The 5,219-nt window shown below is 75.1% G+C and carries 4 protein-coding genes and 2 pseudogenes; 2 read left to right on the plus strand and 4 right to left on the minus strand.

Annotated features, from left to right (window positions below; genetic code table 11):
* Both C1I97_RS30865 and C1I97_RS30870 read right to left on the minus strand, forming a co-directional pair.
* Positions 1-1,089 (minus strand): FAD-dependent oxidoreductase (locus tag C1I97_RS30865; RefSeq protein WP_111006374.1); only part of this gene is annotated, 1,089 nt, incomplete at its 3' end.
* 180 nt (positions 1,090-1,269) lie between these two features.
* Positions 1,270-2,166: a TIGR01777 family oxidoreductase gene (locus C1I97_RS30870; RefSeq protein WP_111006375.1), complete on the minus strand. Its 897-nt coding sequence runs from the start codon at positions 2,164-2,166 to the stop codon at positions 1,270-1,272.
* A 71-nt stretch (positions 2,167-2,237) separates the two neighbouring features.
* Between C1I97_RS30870 and C1I97_RS30875 the strand changes: the two genes are divergently transcribed.
* On the plus strand, positions 2,238-2,726 hold the full coding sequence (locus C1I97_RS30875; RefSeq protein ID WP_111006376.1) for a GNAT family N-acetyltransferase: 489 nt from the start codon (positions 2,238-2,240) through the stop codon (positions 2,724-2,726).
* Positions 2,727-2,736: 10 nt separating this feature from the next.
* On the opposite strand, the gene C1I97_RS30880 is transcribed toward C1I97_RS30875, so the two are convergent.
* Positions 2,737-3,921: a MarP family serine protease gene (locus C1I97_RS30880; RefSeq protein ID WP_111006377.1), complete on the minus strand. Its 1,185-nt coding sequence runs from the start codon at positions 3,919-3,921 to the stop codon at positions 2,737-2,739.
* Between the two features lie 257 nt (positions 3,922-4,178).
* Between C1I97_RS30880 and C1I97_RS30885 the strand changes: the two are divergent.
* Positions 4,179-4,926: pseudogene (locus tag C1I97_RS30885) on the plus strand (peptidoglycan recognition protein family protein).
* Between the two features lie 179 nt (positions 4,927-5,105).
* Here the strand turns inward: C1I97_RS30885 and C1I97_RS41960 are convergent.
* A pseudogene (locus C1I97_RS41960) lies at positions 5,106-5,219 on the minus strand (DUF4240 domain-containing protein); the annotation flags it as partial.

The raw sequence follows: 5,219 nt of genomic DNA on the forward strand, positions 1-5,219 counted from the left end.
TCCCAGGACCGTCGACGACACCAGGGCGCGGCCGGCGGGGGCGCGGGAGGGGTCGACGAGGCTGGTCACCGCCGTGTGGGCGACCGGGCCGCCGCGGTCCGCGTCGAGCAGCAGGTACCCGCCCGTCGCCGGGGGCTCGTCCGTCGTGTGGTGGACCACCGTCACCGGGTGGAAGTCCGGCACGCGCAGCCCGGGCAGCAGCTCGGCGGCGGCGCGCGCGTCGGTGGCGAGCAGGACGGCACGGCAGCGGATCTCACCGTGCCCGTCGGTGGTCACCGCGGTGGTGGAGACCGAGGTGACCCGGACGCCGGTGTGCACGGTGCCCGGCGGCAGGGTGCGCGCGAGCAGCTCCGGCAGGACCTCCGCGCCGCCCTCCGGCAGGCACAGCCGGCCGGACGCGAAGGCGTGCAGGGCGAGGTCCGCGCAGCGGCTGGACGTGGTGAGGTCCGGGTCGCACAGCAGGGCGGCCAGCAGCGGACGCAGGAAGCCGTCGGCCGTGCGGGCGGGCAGGCCCCGGGCCGCCAGCGCCTCCCGGGCGGGCACCTCGGGGCGGGACAGCAGGCGGTCGACGGGCGTGGCGGCGATCCGGGCCAGCGTGGAGCGCAGCCGCAGGGGCGCGCCGCGGCCGAGCCGCCCGGCGGGCGGACCGCCGGGGAACGGCGCGATGGCGCCCGGCACGTCACTCGTCCGGGGCCGCACGCCCTGGCGGGTCGCGGGCGGCCGGGGGGCGCTTGCCAGGGCGCGCACAACGTGAAGCGCGCTCCTTGTACTCCCTCCGTGCGCCGGTGCGCCCGCGCGGTGGTGCCGTCCGTCGCTGTGCAGCAGGACCCCCGGCGCGAAGGGGCGCAGCACGAGCGCGTCGAGCCCCGGGCTCAGGGCCAGATGGGGATACGCCGTGGACAGCAACTGTCCGATCCGGTCGAGCCGGAACCCGTCGACCTTCTCCGTCGACATACGGCCGCCCACCCAGGGGGCGGCTTCCAGGACCGCGGTGGTCACTCCTGCGCCGGTCAGCCGGTGCGCCGCCGTGAGCCCGGCGACCCCGGCTCCCACGACGACGACATCCGCCTCATACGCGGGCTCAAGCACGTGCCCCTCCTCGAGGTTGCGCGGCAGGTGGGGCAGTGATGCCCTCAACCGGCTTGAGGAATACCCGAGTTCGCGTCGAGGTTAGGCCCGTGACCGGTCAGGAACGGTCGCACAGGGGCAGGGCACGGTCGCACGGCGGTCGCACACGGTCCCGAGGGGTCGTCGCTGCCGTCGCAGGCGTCACAGTGCCGCTCTCACGGCGTCCTCGATCCCCGGAAAGGCGAACGAGAACCCCGACTCCAGCAGCCGCTTCGGCACCACCCGTGCGCTTCCCAGCACATCCCCCGCCATCTCCCCGAGCACGCTCCGCAGCACCGGCGCCGGCACGGACAGCAGCGTCGGCCGGTGCAGCACCCGGCCCATCGCCGCGGTGATCTCACGGTTCGTCAGCGGCTGCGGCGCGGTCAGGTTGACCGGCCCGGACAGGCTTCGGGTGTCGACGAGGTGGCGCAGCGCGGCCACCTCGTCGTGCAGCGCGATGAACGACCAGTACTGCCGCCCGTCCCCGAGCCGCCCGCCGAGCCCGGCCTTGAACAGGGGGAACAGCCGTCCCCAGGCCCCGCCCTCGCGGGCCACCACCAGCCCGGTGCGCGCGAACACCGTCCGCACGCCCGCCTCCCGCGCCGGGGCCGCGGCCTGCTCCCACTCCACGCACAGCCGCGGCAGGAAACCGTCCCCGGGCGGCGCGTCCTCGTCGACCACCCGGTCCCCGGTGTCGCCGTAGAAGCCGATCGCGCTGCCGCTCACGAACACCCGCGGCGGTACGTCCAGGGAGGCGACGGCCTCGGCGAGCGCCGCCGTGCCCAGCACCCGGCTGTCCCGGATCTCCTTCTTGTACTCCTCGGTCCACCGGTGATCGCCCACCCCCGCGCCCGCCAGATTGACCACCACGTCGCACCCGGCGAGGCCGGCCGTGTCCACGGACCGCCCGGCCGGGTCCCAGCGGACCTCGTCCACGCCGCGTGGCGCACGGCGCACCAGGCGCACCACCTCGTGCCCGTCCGCCCGCAGGGACCGCACCAGCGCACCGCCGATCAGACCGGACGCGCCGGCCACCGCGACTCGTGAACGTTCCATGGCCACCATCCTGCCGGGTGACCGCCCGAAAATCCGGTGGGCTTCACCCGATCCGCGCATAAGGTGACCCCATGCCGGTTCCGCTCATACGCCATGCCAGGTACGCCGACGAGGACGCCCTCGGCCGACTCGACCGCGCGACCTGGTCCCCGCTGCACTCCGTGATGCCGCGCCCCCAGCAGCCGTACGCGCCCTTCTTCGGCGAGCGGAGCGGTCCGGAGGACCACCTCGTCGCCGAGCTCGACGGCCGCCTCGTCGGCTACCTCCGCCTCGGCCTCGCCACCGGGCTCGCCTCGAACGCGCACGTGCGGATGATCCGAGGGCTCGCCGTGGCCGAAGAGGCCCGCGGCCGGGGAGTGGGCCGCGCCCTGCTGCGTGCCGCCGTCGAGGAGACCCGCCGGCAGGGCGCCCGCCGCCTCACCCTGCGGGTGCTCGGACACAACACCCCGGCCCGCGAGCTGTACGAGTCGGAGGGCTTCGTGGTGGAGGGCGTCCTGCCGGAGGAGTTCCACCTGGACGGCGCCTATGTCGACGACGTGTTCATGGGCCGCTCCGTGTGAGCCGTGCGCGTCACGAGGTGACCAGCCGGCCCGTGTCCACCGGCATCGTCGCGGTCGCCGCCCGCCGCGCGTCCGGGGCGACCTCGGCCGCCGTCAGCACGTAGCCGGTCTCGCCGTCGGAGGTGGAGCGGGCGAAGACCATCCCGAAGACCCGGCCGTCCGTGGTGAGCAGCGGGCCGCCGGAGTTGCCGGGGCGGACGGTGGAGCGGATGGAGTAGATCTCCCGGGTGACCGTGGCGCTGTTGTAGATGTCCCGGCCCGTCGCCCGGATCCGGCTGGCGACCGTCGCCGCCTGCAGGTTCAGGCTGCCGTCCTGCGGGTAGCCGGCGACCACCGCCGCCTCTCCGCGCGCGGCGTCGTCGTCGAACCGCAGCACCGGGGCGCGCAGTTCGGGCACGTACAGCACGGCCACGTCCCGGCCCGGGTCGAACAGCACCACCCGCGCCTCGTACGACCGTCCGACGCCGCCGACCCGCACGGTCGGGTTGTCGATGCCGGCCACCACGTGCGCGTTGGTCATCACGTGCCGGCGCGCGTACACGAAACCGCTGCCCTCGCGGCCCTGGTTGCCCGAGATGCCCTCGATCTTGACCGTGCTGAGCCGGGCGGCGCTCGTCGCGCTCGCCGTCACACTGTCGCCGGAGGGTCTGGCCACGCCCGCCGTGGGCTCGTTCTCGAACGGGTTGAAGACCTGCGGGAAGCCCGCCTCGGTCAGCGCGGAGGTGGCGCGCGAGAACCAGGCCGGGGTGGTGTCCGGCATCGCGTTCTGCACCGCCCCCAGCAGCTTCGAGTCGCGTATCGCCGAGGTCACCACCGGGGAGGAGGAGGCCCCCAGGACACTCGCGGCCACCCAGGCGACGATCAGCACCGCGACCGCGTTGGCCGCGGCCCCGCCGACGCCGTCGGCCACCCGCAGCGGGCCGTGGTCCAGCTCGCGCCGCAGCCGCAGCGCCAGACGCCCCGCCAGCTCGTGGCCCACCGCGGCCGGCACCAGCACCGTGAGCACGGCGGTGACCGTCGCCGTCGTCGTCCCGCGGGTGACGAAGTCCATCACCCACGGCAGGATCCACACGCCGACGGCCGCACCGCCGACGAAACCGGCCAGCGAGACGCATCCGGCCATCAGGCCCCGCCGGTAGCCGGACGCGGCGTAGACGAGGATCACCAGTACCAACAGCAGGTCCAGCAGGTCCACTCGCGCCGCCTTTCTCTCGGACCCTCACGTACGCGTCGGACGGGCCCAGTGATCAGCCACGCGCACGTGGGTCCGGGGACCGGCCACGTGTACGTGTACCCCCGGAAACGTCCCGGATCAGGACGATGGTTCCACCAGGTGGCACAGCGCACATCGCGGACGGGGCGGAACGGGCCGACAGTGGGGGCATGCGAGGTGTGGAGATCACCGGGCGTGCCCGGGGCCGGCGCCCGGGACGGCCGCCCCGCGTCCTGGTGGTGCTGCTGTGCTGTCTGCCGGGCGCCGCCGTCGCCGGGGCGCTGCTGTACACCCCCGGCTCCGGACGGAACGTTTCCGCAGCGGTGTCCGCGCGGGCCGTCGTACCCCGCCCCGCCGCACCCGGGTACGGCGGGGCGCACCGGCCGCGGATCGTGCCCCGCTCGGTCCGGCTGGACGCCACCGCCCGGCACACGCAGCCGCCCCCCGCGCTACGACGACAAGGTCGTCGCCGTCTTCGTGCACCACACCGACTCGCCGGGCGGCTACGACTGCGCCGGCACCCCGGGCATCATCCGCCGCCTGTACGCCGGGCAGACCGGCGCCCGGAGGTGGGACGACATCGGCTACAACTTCCTCGTCGACCGCTGCGGCACCGTCTACGAGGGCCGCGCCGGCGGTGTCGACCGCCCGGTCACCGGCGCCCACACCCAGGGCTTCAACCACCGCACGGCGGGCATCGCGGCCATCGGCACGTTCACGGCCGGGACACCCGTGCCGCGCGCCATGACGGACGCGATCGCCGCGCCGGCCGCCTGGAAGCTGGGACTGGCCGGAGTCGACCCGCGCGCGAGCGTCGGTCCCGTCTCCAGCAGCAGCAACAGCCGGTACCAGGCCGGCACCACCGCCCTGCTCCCGTCCCTGTCCGGTCACAGGGACGGCTTCCGGACCAGCTGCCCGGGAGCGGCCCTGACGCTTCGTCTGCCGGTGATCCGGGAGGCGGCGGCCCGACTGCAGGGAAGGAATTGAGTCCCGGCGACGCCTCCGGGCGGGTGACCGGGAGCGCACGGCGGCGGGACGGACGGCGGCCGTGCGCGGCCCCTGGGCGGCGGTGTGCGCGGTCGCCACGGTCCTCCTCGGCCCCCCGACGTCACCGCGTCCGTCCTCGACCAGGCCAACGCGGCACCCCGCTTCACGTGGGGCGGGAACTATGAGCGGAAGCGGTCCCACAGCCTGGGGTAACGCCGGGCGAGGACCCGGTCGTTCTCGAAGTCCAGCGGGGTACCCTCCGGTTCGGCGGGGGCGGGGGGGATGCCGAGGTC

The sequence above is a fragment of the Streptomyces sp. NTH33 genome (genome assembly GCF_003236365.1).
Lineage (GTDB): Bacteria > Actinomycetota > Actinomycetes > Streptomycetales > Streptomycetaceae > Streptomyces.